This window comes from Pseudomonas sp. SDT291_1_S447 (assembly GCF_054070155.1).
In genome coordinates, this window is the sequence record NZ_JBSVXS010000274.1 from 1 (window position 1) to 890 (window position 890).

General features: G+C 58.8%; 1 pseudogene. It reads right to left on the minus strand.

From position 1 onward, the window contains the following. A pseudogene (locus ACW9IR_RS29500) lies at nt 1–890 on the minus strand (type IV secretion protein Rhs); the annotation flags it as partial.

Consider the following 890-nt stretch of genomic DNA (forward strand, 5'->3'; position numbering starts at 1 on the left):
GTGATCTGCCGACCCAGTGCGTCGTAACGATACTTGCGCTGGCCGCCATCGGGCAGGCGTTCTTCCAGCAACTGGCCGAGGTTGTTCCAGCCGAGTTGATGACGGCTGCCGTCCGGGTGGCGAATCTCCAGCAGACGCCCCTGGCCGTCGTAGCTGTATAGCGTGGCGTTGCCGTCCGGGTCGATTTGTTGGGTGATATCGCCCTGTCGGTTGCGTTGATACTTCCAACTGGCTTTGCCGCGATGAACATCACTCACGAAGCCGTTGATGTATTCGTACGTTGTGGCTTCGTCTTCCGGCGGGATAACGGCAGTCATCAAGCCGTTGTCGTTGTAGCGGTACTCGGTGACGGCACCCAACGGATCCTTTTCCGCGATCAATTGGCCTTTGTCGTTGTAGGCCTTGAGATGCTCGGCACCGTCCGGGTCGATCTTGCTGATCAGTCGCGCCTGATCATCGTGGGTGTACACCTCTTCGCTGCCGTCGGCGTTGGTGACAGTCACGCTGCCTTTGTCATCCCAAGCGTAGTGCGCCTCCATCTGCGAGAAGTTGGCCCAGTGATGTGTGCAACGAGACAGTTTGCCTTCGTTCTCCCACTCCCAGTAAAAGGCCGCGCCGCCTGCGAGTTGCCGCTCAAGAATGACGTGCTGTTCGTTGTAGCGATAATGTTCGGCTTCACCGGCCGCGTTCTTCGCCTCGATCAGACGATGCTGGGTGTCATAGCAGTAGGTGACCAGCGTCTGCACCGTATTCCAGGCGTCTTCCAGATTGTCCGCCGGCAGAAACTGCTGATAGTCGACCGCGACAATGTGTTTGCGGTCGTAACGTAGAAGCAGGGCGCGACCGGCGCCGTTGTCGAGGCGTTTGATGCGACCGTGGATGTCGCGTGT